The organism is Pseudomonas sp. 05N36 (assembly GCF_056397385.1).
Map to the genome: position 1 here is coordinate 76,870 of NZ_JBFTNH010000005.1, position 14,706 is coordinate 91,575.

Annotated in this window: 12 protein-coding genes; 8 read left to right on the forward strand and 4 right to left on the reverse strand. The window is 59.4% G+C overall.

The annotated features are described in order from the left end of the window. Positions 1–95: 95 nt before the first annotated feature. From mdtD to yccS, 4 genes are all read left to right on the forward strand, one after another. Entirely contained in the window at positions 96–1,523 is a 1,428-nt protein-coding gene (gene mdtD / locus AC1DIH_RS08730) for a multidrug transporter subunit MdtD (protein ID WP_477771389.1), read from the forward strand. Positions 1,524–1,767: 244 nt separating this feature from the next. Next, positions 1,768–3,105 (forward strand): ATP-dependent RNA helicase DbpA, encoded by a 1,338-nt coding sequence (gene dbpA, locus AC1DIH_RS08735; RefSeq protein ID WP_427533416.1) that lies wholly within the window; start codon positions 1,768–1,770, stop codon positions 3,103–3,105. A 193-nt stretch (positions 3,106–3,298) separates the two neighbouring features. Next, on the forward strand, positions 3,299–4,477 hold the full coding sequence (locus AC1DIH_RS08740; protein WP_477771390.1) for a BaiN/RdsA family NAD(P)/FAD-dependent oxidoreductase: 1,179 nt from the start codon (positions 3,299–3,301) through the stop codon (positions 4,475–4,477). 291 nt (positions 4,478–4,768) lie between these two features. Then, positions 4,769–6,952: a YccS family putative transporter gene (yccS, locus tag AC1DIH_RS08745; RefSeq protein WP_477771391.1), complete on the forward strand. Its 2,184-nt coding sequence runs from the start codon at positions 4,769–4,771 to the stop codon at positions 6,950–6,952. A gap of 133 nt (positions 6,953–7,085) precedes the next feature. On the opposite strand, the gene AC1DIH_RS08750 is transcribed toward yccS, so the two are convergent. Continuing rightward, the gene (locus AC1DIH_RS08750) at positions 7,086–7,823 is read right to left on the reverse strand and encodes a substrate-binding periplasmic protein (protein ID WP_477771392.1); all 738 of its coding nucleotides are present in this window, start codon (positions 7,821–7,823) and stop codon (positions 7,086–7,088) included. A gap of 266 nt (positions 7,824–8,089) precedes the next feature. On the opposite strand from AC1DIH_RS08750, the gene AC1DIH_RS08755 reads away from it, so the two are divergent. Then, entirely contained in the window at positions 8,090–8,542 is a 453-nt protein-coding gene (locus AC1DIH_RS08755) for a GNAT family N-acetyltransferase (RefSeq protein WP_477771393.1), read from the forward strand. A gap of 121 nt (positions 8,543–8,663) precedes the next feature. Here AC1DIH_RS08755 and AC1DIH_RS08760 read toward each other — a convergent pair whose 3' ends face one another. The 3 genes from AC1DIH_RS08760 to AC1DIH_RS08770 are packed head-to-tail and all read right to left on the reverse strand — an operon-like array spanning position 8,664 to position 11,641. Beyond that, positions 8,664–8,960, reverse strand: a complete 297-nt coding sequence (locus tag AC1DIH_RS08760) for a winged helix-turn-helix domain-containing protein (RefSeq protein ID WP_477771394.1) — start codon at positions 8,958–8,960, stop codon at positions 8,664–8,666. 23 nt (positions 8,961–8,983) lie between these two features. Continuing rightward, positions 8,984–9,475 (reverse strand): M48 metallopeptidase family protein, encoded by a 492-nt coding sequence (locus AC1DIH_RS08765; RefSeq protein ID WP_019694032.1) that lies wholly within the window; start codon positions 9,473–9,475, stop codon positions 8,984–8,986. Between the two features lie 42 nt (positions 9,476–9,517). Continuing rightward, complete coding sequence (locus tag AC1DIH_RS08770; protein WP_477771395.1) at positions 9,518–11,641, reverse strand: putative bifunctional diguanylate cyclase/phosphodiesterase; 2,124 nt, start codon at positions 11,639–11,641, stop codon at positions 9,518–9,520. 313 nt (positions 11,642–11,954) lie between these two features. Here AC1DIH_RS08770 and AC1DIH_RS08775 point away from each other — a divergent pair, with 313 nt between their 5' ends. The 3 genes from AC1DIH_RS08775 to AC1DIH_RS08785 all read left to right on the forward strand — a co-directional run bounded on the left by AC1DIH_RS08775 (position 11,955) and on the right by AC1DIH_RS08785 (position 14,658). Beyond that, positions 11,955–12,626 (forward strand): polysaccharide lyase family 7 protein, encoded by a 672-nt coding sequence (locus AC1DIH_RS08775; RefSeq protein WP_477771396.1) that lies wholly within the window; start codon positions 11,955–11,957, stop codon positions 12,624–12,626. A 667-nt stretch (positions 12,627–13,293) separates the two neighbouring features. Continuing rightward, positions 13,294–13,587, forward strand: a complete 294-nt coding sequence (locus AC1DIH_RS08780) for a fructose-bisphosphate aldolase (RefSeq protein ID WP_477771397.1) — start codon at positions 13,294–13,296, stop codon at positions 13,585–13,587. 246 nt (positions 13,588–13,833) lie between these two features. Next, complete coding sequence (locus AC1DIH_RS08785) at positions 13,834–14,658, forward strand: aspartyl/asparaginyl beta-hydroxylase domain-containing protein (protein ID WP_477771398.1); 825 nt, start codon at positions 13,834–13,836, stop codon at positions 14,656–14,658. The last annotated feature ends 48 nt before the right edge of the window (positions 14,659–14,706 follow it).

Here is a 14,706-nt window from a genome sequence, read left to right on the forward strand (position 1 = left end):
TCGCTCCCACATGGACAGCGCAGTTCCTGTGGGAGCGAGCTTGCTCGCGATGAAGCCACCACGGACTACCTGATTTCACTCTCACACGAGGTCCCATGCCCAACCATCCGGCTCTTGATGCAATCACCGCCCGCTGGGTCCCCTGGGTGGTGGCGATTGCGTTTTTCATGCAGTCCCTCGACGGGACCATCCTCAACACCGCCCTGCCCGCCATGGCCCTCGATCTGGCAGAAGACCCACTGCGCATGCAGGGCGTGATCATCGCCTACATGCTCACGGTCGCCTTGCTGATTCCGGCGTCGGGCTGGGTCGCCGACCGCTTCGGCACCAAGAAAATCTTCTTCGGCGCGATCCTCTTGTTCAGCCTCGGTTCCTTGCTCTGTGCGCTCTCCAGCACCTTGACCATGCTGGTCGGCGCCCGGGTGATTCAGGGGCTGGGCGGCGCATTGATGTTGCCGGTCGGGCGCCTGGTGGTGCTGCGCGCTTACCCGCGTTCGGAGCTGGTGCGGATCATGGGCTTCATCACCATTCCCGGCCTGCTCGGGCCGTTGATCGGTCCGACCATGGGCGGCTGGATGGTGCAATACCTGACCTGGCACTGGATCTTCCTGATCAACCTGCCGGTCGGGCTGGTCGGCTGCTACGCGGTCTGGAAGTTCATCCCCGATCTGCGCGGCTCTGAGCGCACGCGCTTCGATGGCTTGGGTTTCCTGCTGTTCGGCGCGGCGATGGTGTTGATCACCATTGCCATGGAAGGTCTGGGCGAACTGCACCTGCCGCATTTGCGGGTGATGCTGCTGCTGTTTGGTGGCATGGCGTGCCTGGCGGCGTACTGGTTGCGGGCCGGGCATATCGACAATCCGTTGTTCGCACCAGCGCTGTTCAAGACCCGGACTTTCGCCGTGGGCATTCTCGGCAACCTGTTCGCCCGGCTCGGCAGCGGCGCCCTGCCGTTTCTGGTGCCATTGCTGCTACAGGTCGCCTTGGGCTACTCGCCCTCCCTGGCAGGGATGAGCATGTTGCCGCTGGCGGCAGCGGCGATGTTCGCCAAGTCGATTGCGCGCCACCTGATCGAACGCCTGGGTTATCGCATCGTGCTGACCAGCAACACCCTGGCGCTGGGAATCATGCTGGCGAGCATGGGCCTGGTCAGCGAGCAGACGCCTTATTGGTTGCTGCTGGTGCTGCTGGCGATACTCGGGGCGATCAACTCCTTGCAGTTCACGGCAATGAATACCGTGACCCTGATCGACCTCGACGACGCCAGCGCCAGCAGCGGCAACAGCCTGCTGTCGGTGGTCGCGCAGTTGTCGCTGAGCCTCGGCGTCGCTTGCGCCGGCGCCCTGCTGGGTGGTTTCACGGCGGAGGTCGGCAATGATGGCGTAGACACGGTGCTAGGCGCGTTCCAACTAACCTTCGTCACCGTCGGGATCATGGCAATGCTGGCCGCAACGATCTTTTCCCAGCTGTCCCCAAAGGATGGCCGACGGAAGGTCAGCCGCGAGCACGATATCGAGCACTAACCTGTAGCAGCTGCCGAGGCACGAGGCTGCGTTGCGTGTCCGCAGGACCGCCCTCGGGGGGCCACTTCGTAGCCCAACGCAGCCTCGTGCCTCGGCAGCTGCTACGAATATTGGCTACGACTATTCGTCCAGAATTTGCAGGTGGGGCGCGCGGGACTGGTACACTGCGCGACATTTTGTTTTGCAGGCCAGTCCCGTGACCACCATCGCCACCGCTTTTAGTACTTTGCCGCTGTCCGCCGCCATGCTGGCTAACCTCGACTCCCTCGGTTATGCCCAGATGACGCCGATCCAGGCGCAAAGCTTGCCGGTGATCCTCAAGGGGATGGACCTGATCGCCCAGGCCAAGACCGGCAGCGGCAAAACCGCCGCCTTCGGTATCGGCCTGCTGAACCCGATCAATCCGCGCTTCTTCGGCTGCCAGGCACTGGTGATCTGCCCGACTCGTGAGCTGGCTGACCAGGTTGCCAAGGAAATCCGTCGACTGGCCCGCGCCGAAGACAACATCAAGGTGCTGACCCTCTGTGGCGGCGTGTCGTTCGGTCCGCAGATCGGCTCGCTGGAGCACGGCGCGCACATCATCGTCGGCACTCCGGGGCGTATCCAGCAACACCTGCGCAAGGGTTCGCTGGTGCTCCACGGCCTGAACACCCTGATCCTCGACGAAGCCGACCGCATGCTCGACATGGGTTTCTACGACTCCATCGAAGAAATCATCGCCCAATGCCCTGAGCGTCGCCAGACCCTGCTGTTCTCCGCCACTTACCCGGTGGGCATCAAGCAGTTGGCATCGAAGTTCATGCGCAACCCGCAGCAAGTGAAGGCCGAGGCGTTCCACGACGACACGCAGATCGAACAGCGTTTCTTCGAGATTTCGCCGGAAGAGCGCATGGACGCGGTGGTCAAGGTCCTCGCCCATTACCGCCCGCAGTCCACCGTCGCTTTCTGCTTCACCAAGCAGCAAGTGCAGGAAACCGTCGACCACCTGACAGCCAAAGGCATCTCGGCCGTTGGCCTGCACGGTGACCTGGAACAGCGTGATCGCGACCAGGTGCTGGCAATGTTCGCCAACCGCAGCACCTCGGTACTGGTCGCCACCGACGTCGCCGCCCGTGGTCTGGACATCGATGCGCTGGACATGGTGGTCAACGTCGAACTGGCCCGCGACTCGGAAATCCACATCCACCGCGTTGGCCGTACCGGTCGTGCCGGTGAAAAAGGCATCGCCATCAGCCTGGTAGCGCCGTCCGAAGCCCATCGCGCCCAAGCCATCGAGCAACTGCAGAAGTCGCCGCTGAGCTGGGATCAACTGGACAGCCTGACCTCACAGGGCGGCGCCCCGCTGCTGCCGGCCATGAGCACCCTGTGCATCGGCGCCGGCCGTAAAGACAAGGTTCGCCCGGGCGACATCCTCGGCGCACTGACCGGCGATGCCGGTGTTCCTGGCGCCCAGGTCGGCAAGATCGCAATCTTCGACTACCAGGCCTATGTCGCCGTGGAACGCGGAATCGCCAAGCAAGCCTTGCAGCGCCTGAACGACGGCAAGATCAAAGGCCGCTCGCTGCGCGTACGGATTTTGTAACAAGCGCTGCCCACCTCTGTGGCGAGGGAGCTTGCTCCCGCTGGCCTGCGAAGCAGGCCCAAAACCTGCTACCGCGTTTTAACAGTCAGAATGCATCTGCTGGCTTTGCGAGTGCTACGCACTCGAGCGGGAGCAAGCTCCCTCGCCACAAAAGCATTTGCCAGCCTTGCTAACGAAACTTGAGGACACCGTTTTGCGCTCTACCGAAGTCGTGATCATTGGCGCTGGCGCCGCTGGGTTGATGTGTGCACTGACCGCCGCCCGGCGCGGGCGCAAGGTGATGTTGCTCGACCACGCGAACAAGGCCGGCAAGAAAATCCTCATGTCCGGTGGTGGTCGCTGCAATTTCACCAACATGTACACCGAGCCGAGCAACTTTCTGTCGCAAAACGCGCACTTCTGCAAATCCGCACTGGCGCGCTATACCCAGTGGGATTTCATCGGGATGGTGGCCAAGCACGGCGTGCCGTACCACGAGAAAAAACTCGGCCAGCTGTTCTGCGATAACAAATCCAGCGACATCCTCGGCATGCTCCTCGACGAGTGCGATCAGGTCGGCGTCAGCCTGCACCTCGACACCTCGATCCAGCAGATCGAAAAACTCGACAGCGGCTACCTGCTGGAAACCACGTTGGGCCAGTTGACCTGCGAATCGCTGGTGATCGCCACCGGCGGCCTGTCGATTCCAACCCTGGGCGCCACCGGTTTCGGCTATCAAGTAGCCAAGCAGTTCGGCCACCAGTTGCTGCCCACCCGCGCCGGCCTGGTGCCGTTCACCATCACCGACCAGCTCAAAGAGCTGTGCACCGAGCTGTCCGGTACGTCGGTGGATTGCCTGGTGAGCTGCAACGATCAGAGCTTTCGCGAGAACATCCTGTTCACCCACCGCGGCCTCAGCGGTCCGGCGATTTTGCAGATTTCGTCATTCTGGCAATCCGGTGACGCGGTCGAAATCAATCTGATGCCCGACCACGACGTGCCGAGCTGGTTGCAACAGCAGCAAGCCGAACGCCCGAACAGCGAACTGAAAACCCTGCTCGGCGAAATCTTCACCAAGAAGATGGCCAACCTGCTGGCCGACAACTGGTTCGTCTCCAAACCGATGAAGCAGTACACCCACGCCGAACTGGCCGATATCGCCGCCAAACTGGCGAGCTGGACGCTGGTCCCGGCCGGCACCGAAGGCTATCGCACGGCCGAAGTCACGCTCGGTGGCGTCGACACTCACGAAGTCTCGTCCAAAACCATGGAATCGCTGAAAAGCCCTGGCCTGTACTTCATCGGTGAAGTGCTGGACGTCACCGGGCACCTGGGCGGTTTCAACTTCCAATGGGCCTGGGCCTCGGGTTACGCAGCAGCGCAGTACGTCTAACGCCATCGCATGCGGTGATCAGGCTTTTGTGGCGAGGGAGCTTGCTCCCGCTGGCCTGCGAAGCAGGCCCAAAACCTGTCACCACTGTCTGCCAGACACACCGCATGCATAGGGTTTACGACGGCTACGCCGCCGAGCGGGAGCAAGCTCCCTCGCCACAGGGTTCAATGCAGACCTGACAGTTTTACCCAGGAAGGAACAGTTTTTGCTGTCAGATGTGATCGGCGCCATTGCGTCGTCGTCATTACTGGCTCAATTTAGTTGCATTGCCCCGGAAGGCCTCCGCACTTCATGCCATCAACCTCGTTTCGTCAGACTCTGCGTCGCCTTTGGGCGCTGGATAAATTCAGCTACAGCGTGCGGGTGTTCATCGCCCTGACCGGCACCATGGCGCTGTGTTGGTATCAAAATGAAATGGGCCTGCTGATCCCGCTATTCCTGGGGATTATCGCCAGCGCCCTGGCCGAAACCGACGACAGTTGGCAGGGCCGTCTCAATGCGCTGGCCGTGACGCTGGTGTGCTTCAGCGTTGCCGCGTTCTCGGTCGAACTGCTATTCCCCTACCCATACATCTTCGTGGTCGCCCTGGCATTGGCCAGTTTCGGCCTGACCATGCTTGGAGCCTTGGGTGAACGCTATGGCGCGATTGCCTCGGCGACGTTGATCCTGTCGGTGTACACCATGATTGGTGTGGACCAGCGCGGCGGCGCGGTCACCGATTTCTGGCATGAACCGGTGTTGCTGGTGGCCGGCGCCGCCTGGTATGGCTTGCTCTCGGTGCTGTGGCAGGCGCTGTTTTCCAACCAGCCGGTGCAACAGAGCCTGGCGCGGTTGTTTCGCGAGCTGGGGTTTTACCTGAAGCTCAAATCATCGTTGTTCGAGCCGATCCGCCAGATGGACGTCGAAGCCCGGCGACTGGAACTGGCGCAGCAAAATGGTCGCGTGGTCGCGGCGCTCAACGCCGCCAAGGAAATCATCCTGCACCGGGTCGGCAACGGTCGGCCGGGCTCGAAAGTCAGTCGCTACCTGAAGCTGTATTTCCTCGCCCAGGACATCCACGAACGCGCCAGCTCTTCGCACTATCCGTACAACGCCCTGGCCGAAGCCTTTTTCCACAGCGACGTGCTGTTCCGCTGCCAACGCCTGCTGCGCCAGCAAGGCAAAGCCTGCCGGGCATTGGCCGAGTCGATCCAGATGCGCCAGCCGTTCGTCTACGACGACAGCTTTGCCGAAGCCCTGAGCGACCTGCACGCCTCCCTCGAACACCTGCGCATCCAGAGCAACCCGGCCTGGCGCGGTTTGCTGCGTTCATTGCGCGCACTGGCGGCCAACCTCGGCACCCTGGATCGTTTGCTCAGCGACGCAAGCAACCCCGACGCCCTGGCCGACGCCACCGACAGCAGCCTGCTCGACCGTTCGCCGCGCAACCTCAAGGACGTCTGGACGCGCCTGCGCACGCAGCTGACGCCGACCTCGCTGCTGTTCCGACATGCCCTGCGTTTGCCTCTGGCCCTGACCGTCGGCTATGGCATGGTGCACTTGATCCACCCATCGCAGGGCTATTGGATCATCCTCACCACACTATTTGTTTGCCAACCGAACTACGGCGCCACCCGGCGCAAACTCGGTCAGCGGATCCTCGGCACCGCAATCGGCCTGACCCTGGCCTGGGCACTGTTCGATCTGTTCCCCAACCCGTTGGTGCAATCGTGTTTCGCAATTGCCGCCGGCGTGGTGTTCTTTATCAACCGCACCACCCGCTACACACTGGCCACGGCGGCAATCACCCTGATGGTGCTGTTCTGCTTCAACCAGGTCGGCGACGGCTACGGGCTGTTCCTGCCAAGGCTGCTCGACACCTTGCTCGGCGGTCTGATCGCGGGGCTCGCGGTGCTGCTGTTCCTGCCGGACTGGCAGGGCCGCAGCCTGAACAAAGTGCTGGCCAACACCCTGACCTGCAACAGCATTTACCTGCGCCAGATCATGCAGCAATACGCCGCCGGCAAAACGGATGACCTGGCCTATCGACTGGCTCGGCGCAATGCCCACAACGCCGATGCGGCGCTGTCGACCACGCTGGCCAACATGCTCATGGAGCCGGGGCATTTTCGTAAGGAGGCTGACGTCGGCTTCCGTTTCCTGGTGCTTTCCCACACCTTGCTCAGCTACCTCTCGGGCCTCGGCGCCCACCGCGAAATCCGGCTACCTGCTGACGTTCGTGAACAGCTGATCAGCGGTGCCGGTGTCAGTCTGGCGACCAGCATCGACGAAATCGCCCAAGGGTTGGCGAGCAAATCGCCGATTGCGATTCAGAGCGACGAAGAAGAAGCCCTGGCCGCCGGGCTTGAACAAATGCCTGACGAGATCGACGAAGGTCAGCGTCTGGTGCAAACCCAACTGGGGTTGATCTGCCGGCAACTGGGACCGTTGCGCACGCTGGCGGCGCATTTGATCAAGGATACGAGTGAGGATTGAGATCTTCAGGGCCTGTCAGGTCCTCATCGCGAGCAGGCTCGCTCCCACACTGATCTGCGACACGACGAAGGTCCCCTGTGGGAGCGAGCCTGCTCGCGATGGGGTCATCCACCACACCACACAACCCGGACTCTCACATCCCATGCTGCCTGAGCAATCGCTCATAGCTGCCATCCTCCTTCATTGCCGCAATCTCGCGATCGAAACCGGCAACAATCTGCTCATGGTCGGGGTTCTTCAGGCTGACCAGAATATGCAGGCTGTTCTCGCTCAGAGGATTGGGCAGAAACTCCACGGCATTGCGCACCTTGGATGATTCACGCGCCAGGTAATAACGGGCGACGTATTCATCTTCCAGGGTCAGCTTCACCCGGTCAGCGGCGAGCATGCGCACCGCCATGGGGAAGCTGTGCACCTGTACTTTCTGCAAGGCGGCGTCGCCGTCAAACTCGGGCGAGTAGGCGTAGCCGCGCACCACGGCAACCGGATAGGTGTGCAGTTGCTGCAAGTTGTTGTATTCGATCGGTGTGTCTTTGCGCTTGAGGAAACGTACGCGGTTGAGCAGATACTCGCTGGAGAACTGCCCGATGTGGGTGCGCTCTTCGTTGAACCAGGCATTGACCAGCACGTCATAGCGCCCTTCGCCCACCCCCAGCAAGGCTCTGGCCCAAGGCACCTGTTCGAAATCACTGGCATAACCCGCCCGCGCCAGCGCGGTACTGACAATGTCAGTCGCCACCCCGCCATTGACCAGCGTGGCATCGGTAAACGGTGGCCAGGCATCGGCCACCAGCCGCAGTTTTTCTGCTGCGGCGATTTGGCTCAGCAACAGCAATCCAATCAAAGCAACAGCTCGATGCAATCGCGGCATGCTAAAAAAGTCCTTAGCGGGCGGGCAGCCCAGCGTGTTTTTAGCCAAAACTCGAAGGCCTGTGTGCCGAATCGCGGCCACAGCCCAGGCCTTAACAGTAGCTCATTGAAGCCACAACAAACCGCTAAAAATCAGATTACACAAAGAAGACAGCGTCGCGAGAAATGAATGATGGCATTTTGGCCTTTATCAGAGTTTTTTTCGCCACAAGACATCCCGCTGCGGGACGCTTAGTATCGGAGTGACGTTGTTCAAGGAATGTGAAGATGACAATCGATTGGGTCTGCAAACACCACAGCGATCTGGGCAAAGAGCAGTTGTACGCCATTCTGCAGTTGCGCACGCAAGTGTTCGTCGTTGAGCAAAAATGCGCCTATCAGGAAGTCGATGGACTGGACCTGGACGGTGACACCTGTCACTTGATGGCCTGGGACGGCGATCAGCTGGTGGCCTACCTGCGTTTGCTCGACCCGATTTCACAGGGTGGCGACGTGGTGATCGGGCGAGTGGTGATTGCCCCTCAGGCGCGAGGCCAGGGCCTCGGTCATGAGTTGATGGCGCAGGGGCTCAAGCAGGCCGGGAAGTATTGGCCTGAAGTGCCGATCTATCTGTCGGCCCAGGCGCATTTGCAGGGGTATTACGGACGGTACGGGTTTGTCGTGGTGGGTGAGGAATACCTGGAGGATGACATTCCGCATATCGGGATGCGTCGTTCTTGAGGGCCCATCGTCGGATCGCCGCCCGGAGCCGGCTCGCTCCCACACWGATCTGCGACACAACGAAGATCCCCTGTGGGAGCGAGCCTGCTCGCGATGGCGTAAGCGGCATCACCGCAAAAGCTCAGGGATATTCCAGCACCGCTTTGATCTGCTGAAGATTGCGCTCGATCCAGCACGGATCAATCGCTCCCCAGCTCAGGATCCGATAACGCCCGGCATGATTACGCCCGCCCTCTTCCTGCTCGAACTCGCACACGATATCCAGATCGGCCAACGCGGCAATGGTGTCCTGGGCCGTACGCCGCGGCATACCGGTGACGTCGGTAAGTGCCGGGACATTGCTGGCCAGACCGCGGTCGATCAGGTACGCCACGTACAGCCGGCGGTAGAAGCTGCTTTTGGTCTTGCTGACGTCCATTCCCACACTCCCGATTCCGATATTTACTGCATATCCCGCCACGTCAGGTACACCCGCAAGTCGAACTCCAGCTGGTGATAGCCCGGCAGCATGTGCTCGCACAGCTTGTAGAACGCCTTGTTGTGATCGGACTCTTTGAAGTGCGCGAGCTCATGCACCACGATCATTTTCAGAAACTGCGGCGCGGCGTCCTTGAATAACGAGGCGATGCGGATTTCTTTCTTGGCCTTGAGCTTGCCTCCCTGCACCCGCGAAATCGCGGTGTGCAGGCCGAGGGCACGGTGGGTCAGGTCGAGGCGGTTGTCGAACAGCACTTTGTCGATGGCCGGCGCATTGCGCAGGTATTCCTGTTTCAACTCCAGCGCGTAGCTATACAGCGCCTTGTCACTCTGCACCGCGTGCTTGTCCGGGTAACGCTGGCTCAGGTAATCGCCCAGCCGATCCTGATCGATCAACTGGCGCACTTGATCTTGCAAGGCAGCGGGATAAGCCTGGAGGTACTTCAGCGCGGTCATGGGTCAACAACAGAGGGACGAAAGACCGCCAGTGTAGCGAATTCAGGCGGTCAGCGCGCTCCAGTCAAACGGCTGCGCAAAGCCACCGGCATCCTCGGCCATCAGCGGCCTGGCCACCAGGAACCCCTGCACATACTGGCAACCGTTGGCCTCAAGCCATCGATACTGTGCAACGGTCTCCACGCCTTCGGCGATCACCAACATCCCGAATTGCTTGCACAACTCGATGACGCTGCGCACCAGCGCTGCATCCCGAGGTGAATCGGGTATCCGGGCAATCAGGTGCCGGTCGAGCTTGAGCGTGTCCAACTGCAGATCGCGTAAATGCGCCAACGAGCATGGCCCCGAACCAAAGTCATCCAGCGCCACGCGCACCCCGAGGTGACGCAACAGACGCAGCTGTTTACGAGACTCATCAACGTTCTGTATCAAGGCGTCTTCGGTGATTTCAACTTCCAGCTGACACGGCTGCAGCTCATGACGCTCCAGCACCTGACGCAATTCGGTAACCAGGTTCGGCATGCCGAACTGGGTGCTGCTCAAGCTCACACCGAGCACCAGATCCTTGGCAAACAGGCTTTCCCAGGCCTTACGCTGCTTGGCACCGCGGTGGTAAATCCAGCTGCCGAGACGGCTGATCAGCCGCGCCTCTTCCAGCAGCGGTAAAAACAACCCTGGAGGTACATCGCCGACACTCGGATGCTGCCAGCGCAGCAACGCTTCAAACCCGCGTACGCGACCGTCGGCAATCGCCACCTGGGGTTGATACACCAGGTTGAAATCCTGATTCTCGATGGCCGTGCGCACGCTTTCTTCGAGCATCAGCCGCGAGCGCGCGCGACCGTTCATTTCATGGTCGTAGAAACGATACTGCTGACGCCCGGCACGCTTGGCCTCGTACATCGCGATGTCAGAGGCGCGCAACAAGCCGTCAAGGTTGGAACCGCAATCGGGATAGGTCGCAATGCCGATGCTCGCACCAAGCACCACATCCAGCCCCTCAATCTGCTGACAGATCGAGATTCGCTCGATGAGCTTCTCGGCAATCTTCGCCGCTTGCTCGGGAAATTCCAGATCGAGCAACGCCGTGAACTCATCACCGCCCATGCGCGCCAGAATATCGAACGGCCGAAGACAGGCCTTCAACTGCTCGGACACCCAACGCAGCACCCGGTCACCGGCGTCGTGGCCCAGGGAATCGTTGACCCGCTTGAAGCCGTCAAGGTCCAGGTACAACAAGACCCACGCACTGTCGGAACGCTCACCGCGCAACAGCAGGTTTTCCGCCGTCTGGTAAAAACCACGGCGATTGAGCAGCCCGGTCAGCGGGTCTGTGACAGCCTGGAACTCCAACTGCTGATGCAGATGGCGCACCACCGACATGTCGAGCACGGTCACCACCATGGCCCGCTGTTCGGACGGCAAGGGCGCACAGGACAGCGCCACCGGCACTTGCTGACCCGGCGCCGTGCGCAGGATTGCATCGTGCACGCGCCAGGTCTCACCCCGTTGATAACCGGCATAAATGTCAGAATCAGCCCACACCGGCACGTGCGGTTTTTGCAGGAAGTCCACAAACTCCGCGCCTTGCAATTCGCTGACTGTCGCATTGAGCAGGCGGGACATGGCCGGGTTGGCGAAGCGGATCAGGCCGTCATCGCCCACCACCAGAATCCCTTCGGCGGCGTTATCCAGCACCGAGGCATTGAAAGCGCGCGCGGCTTCCAGGTCATGGCTCAGCCGCTGCAAGGCCCGGCGATTGCGTTGGTGCTCAAGCAGGGCCTGGACTTTGGGCTTGAGGATTTGCGGGTCAAAGGGCTTGAACAGGTAATCCACCGCGCCACTGGCATAGCCCTTGATCACCGCATCCTGGGACTGTTCGTTGGCGGTCAGGAAAATGATCGGGGTCAAACGGGTACGCTGGCTACCGCGCATCAAACGCGCCACTTCAAAACCGTCCATTTCTGGCATCTGCACATCGAGCAGCACCAGGTCGATTTCATGTTCGAGCAACAGGCTCAGGGCTTCAAAGCCGGAAGCCGCGGTCATCACCTGCCAGTCCTGGCGCTGCAACAACGCACGCATGCTGATCAGGTTTTCAGGGTAATCATCCACGATAAGTAGAACTGAGCTGCCTTCAACTGGCTTGGGTTGCGCGCATTCCATGCTGCTTCTCTTGTAGTGACGTCAGGCCGGGTACCGTCGAAAAAAACCGGACAACTCCACTCTAGACCGGGATCTGCGAAAGCAGTAGGTGTCATGGCGCCATCACCGAGTCAAAGCCCCAGACTCCGACTAACGGTCAGCGCCAGAAACAGAAAGACCGGAAAAAGTGGCCATTCGACAGATCGTTGACGCCAGTTATCCGCCAGACGGGCATTAACAAGCACCCGTTCTACGCTTATAAAGATTGCCCTCTAACGCGCGGGCTAGAGCTTCTGGTACGCGCGTGCAGCTAGCATTCGCGGAAGCTTTGACCATGATCGATCTCGCAACCTGGAACCTCAGCGTTCCTGTCGGCAGTCCACCGTACACCGTTGATACCGCCAAACTGGTGGACGGTTTCAAGGATCAATACTTTCACTCCGACACCGGCACGTTGTTCTTCTGGGCACCGGTGACCGGTTCTCGCACGGAAAACGCGATTTACCCGCGCACCGAGCTTCGCGAAACCTACAGCAACGGCACCTTGCGCAATTGGCTCTACCACGACGCTGACAACTTGCTGCACGCGACCCTTGCGGTGAACCAGGTGCCGAGTTCGGGCAAGATCGTCATTGGCCAGATCCACGTCTTCAACAGCCAAAAGCCCTTGGTGAAAGTCGAGTACCAGTACAAAACCAGCACCTCGACCGGCAACATCGTCGCCAAGGTGCGCATGCACCCGGACGATGATGTTGGTCGGGTGATCACCATCGCCACAGGGGTGAAGCTGGACCAGAGTTTCTCCTACCTGATCCACCTCAGCCCCGGCGGCGCCCTGGGCATCAGCGCCGCGGGCTACTCATGGGACACCCAGATCAGCGCCACCTGGCGCGACAAACCGCTGTACTTCAAGGCCGGGGTGTACGTGCAGGACAACACCGGATACACCAGCGAGGGCGGGAAAGTGACGTTCAGCAAGCTGAATATTGATCACAACAAGAGATGATGACTTGACCTCAACCCTTGAGGACGACTCGCTCCCCGTAGCAGCTGCCGAGCTTGCGAGGCTGCGTTCGGCTGCGGAGCAGTCGTAAAACCTGACACCGAGTTTTTTCAGGTAAACCGCATTTACCGGATTACGACCGCTTTGCGGCCGAACGCAGCCTCGCAAGCTCGACAGCTGCTACGGACTGGGAACGATCTGACCGTCCGCAAATCCCGTAGGATTGCTCCCACTGTGGCGAGGGAGCTTGCTCCCGCTGGGTTGCGAAGCAGCCTCAAACCCTGCCACCGCATTTCCTCAGACACACCACACCGCCCGGTTTACGACGGCTACGCCGCCGAGCGGGAGCAAGCTCCCTCGCCACAATGACCGCGCAACGGTCCTACAGTCCGGTTGCAGCCACCAAAATCGGCGCTTACAGTCCATCCCGTCAGCTGGCTTCGGTCAGCGGCAGGGTTTCGCAGCCCCTAACAACATGAGCTACATCCGTCCCAAAAAGTTATGCTGGCAACCTCTCGCCAGCATGGTGATTTATGGCGGCTGTATGTGGGAGATCTTCGGATCTGCCGGGTTCTCTTGTTGCTCGGTCTGCGAACCCGCGTACAGCTGCCACCCAATTTGTTTCGCAGCGAACGGTGGCAATCTTTCTTTAAATAAGAGGTTGCACCCAATGACTACGCAAACCCCGCCCCGCCGCTTCACCCCCTTCACCCAAATCGCCACCGACTACCCCGTCCTGCTCATCGACAGCCACGCCCCGCTACGCGAACTCCACGCCTGCGTTAGCGAACGCCTGCACGCGGTCCTCAGCTACCTCACCCTCATGGCCTGCACCAGCCTGCCCGACTACGCCGAGCGCGACATCAACACCGTCACCAACGTGGCGCGCTTGATGGTTCAGGACATTACCGACGTGTTTGGGGTGATTGAGCAGCGAGGGTTTGACGCGCCAGCGAATGGCTGAGAATCAGGCTTATACGAACAAAAAGGGGGCCGACTGAAAGAATCGGCGCCCTTTCAACTCAAAAAATCCGCCTCACGGTGCTTTTCTGACTGATGCCAAAAAAAACCGCCCCTTTACATCTGAGAAATCTTTACAAACAAGAAACATTTATTACAGAATGAGTCCTTATGATGGCGAATATAATGTCTGTCCTATAGGTATTTTTCACATCCAAATACCCGCACCACCTCAGGGGAACTGAGTTCCATGAACACTCGAGTCATCCGCAAAAAAGCAGTCTCGGCAATCACTATTCTCGCTATTGCTGCCATTATTTATTGCTTTCCGGTAGCCACTCTTTGGTTTGTTATTGTGCTTTGTGTTTGTGGCATCTATGACTTCCTGCGCAATGGCATCTTCGACAAAGACATCATCAAAAAATATTTTATAGGTGGCGGCCGTAATACATGGTTACTCGCGCCGCTGAATACCTTTTTCGATCTGCTGTCCAAGCCAAGTCGTTATGTTTACAAGTTGCGCGATCTTCCCGAAAGCCACCAGCATGACATCAACTACGTGATTGAAACCGCGATGGCTCACAAGGAAGAGATCATTGCATTCCTCGATGCGCGCATGGCCCAGAAAAAGCGTGGCATGTTGTTCTTCCAATGGTATGGCCGCAAGATCGATACCGAACTCAATATCCCCGCACTTCAGAAAAAACTGCCTTATATAAAGACCATCGGTGTATCGGTTTTCAATGAAAACCAGTCGACGTCGTTTCACTTCGGGCCTTTGCGCATGATGTACCGCGTGCTCTACAACATCATGCCGGCCGCTCATCATGACGGTGTATACATTCAAGTCAGGAAGCAAAAACACTACTGGCACGATGATCCATTGTTCATCTTTGACGACACCCTGCTGCACGCCTCCTTCAATAAGAATGACGCCAAGCGCTACTGCCTGTTTCTCGACATACTGCGCCCGTCCTGGGCCTCTTTTATCCTGAACGGCATCGTCGCGTCATTTGCAGGAGTAGCGTTTGCCTTGCGCCGATTCTTTTACAAAAACTGGAAACTTATTCAGTAAGTGTAAACAACAGAGAAAGCCTACTTACTCCATCGCGATCACCCAATA

Coding starts and splice junctions, on each gene's coding strand:
- mdtD (WP_477771389.1), top strand. CDS start 96: ATGCCCAACCATCCGGCTCTTGATGCAATCACCGCCCGCTGGGTCCCC.
- dbpA (WP_427533416.1), top strand. CDS start 1,768: ATGCTGGCTAACCTCGACTCCCTCGGTTATGCCCAGATGACGCCGATC.
- yccS (WP_477771391.1), top strand. CDS start 4,769: ATGCCATCAACCTCGTTTCGTCAGACTCTGCGTCGCCTTTGGGCGCTG.
- AC1DIH_RS08750 (WP_477771392.1), bottom strand. CDS start 7,823: ATGCCGCGATTGCATCGAGCTGTTGCTTTGATTGGATTGCTGTTGCTG.
- AC1DIH_RS08755 (WP_477771393.1), top strand. CDS start 8,090: ATGACAATCGATTGGGTCTGCAAACACCACAGCGATCTGGGCAAAGAG.
- AC1DIH_RS08760 (WP_477771394.1), bottom strand. CDS start 8,960: ATGGACGTCAGCAAGACCAAAAGCAGCTTCTACCGCCGGCTGTACGTG.
- AC1DIH_RS08765 (WP_019694032.1), bottom strand. CDS start 9,475: ATGACCGCGCTGAAGTACCTCCAGGCTTATCCCGCTGCCTTGCAAGAT.
- AC1DIH_RS08770 (WP_477771395.1), bottom strand. CDS start 11,641: ATGGAATGCGCGCAACCCAAGCCAGTTGAAGGCAGCTCAGTTCTACTT.
- AC1DIH_RS08775 (WP_477771396.1), top strand. CDS start 11,955: ATGATCGATCTCGCAACCTGGAACCTCAGCGTTCCTGTCGGCAGTCCA.
- AC1DIH_RS08780 (WP_477771397.1), top strand. CDS start 13,294: ATGACTACGCAAACCCCGCCCCGCCGCTTCACCCCCTTCACCCAAATC.
- AC1DIH_RS08785 (WP_477771398.1), top strand. CDS start 13,834: ATGAACACTCGAGTCATCCGCAAAAAAGCAGTCTCGGCAATCACTATT.